The 356-nt window shown below is 67.4% G+C and carries 1 protein-coding gene; it reads left to right on the top strand.

The window, feature by feature from the left end:
- On the top strand, positions 1–356 hold a 356-nt coding region (locus PA598K_RS38580), incomplete at both ends, for an aldehyde dehydrogenase family protein (RefSeq protein ID WP_260405771.1).

Here is a 356-nt window from a genome sequence, read left to right as displayed (position 1 = left end):
TGCATGGCGTGCGCCGTCGTCGTCGCGGTAGGCGAAGTCGCCGAGCCACTAATCGCCAAGCTCAAGGAGGCGGCCGACCGGATCGTCATTGGCAACGGCATGGACGAGGGCGTCTTCCTCGGGCCGGTCATCCGGGGCCCGCACAAGGAGCGCACGCTCGGCTACATCGCGAGCGGAGAGCAGGAGGGTGCGAGCCTGATCCGCGACGGCCGTGTGGATGCGGCGACAGCGGGCGAAGGCTACTTCGTCGGACCGACGATCTTCGACGAGGTGACGAGCGAGATGAAGATCTGGCGCGACGAGATCTTCGCGCCGGTGCTGTCGATCGCCCGCGTAGCGACGCTGGAGGAGGCGAT

Origin of the sequence: Paenibacillus sp. 598K (assembly GCF_003851045.1) — a bacterium.
GTDB lineage: Bacteria > Bacillota > Bacilli > Paenibacillales > Paenibacillaceae > Paenibacillus_D.
The sequence above is the reverse complement of the archived record's forward strand: the minus strand, read 5'-3'. Positions and strand labels throughout refer to the sequence as shown.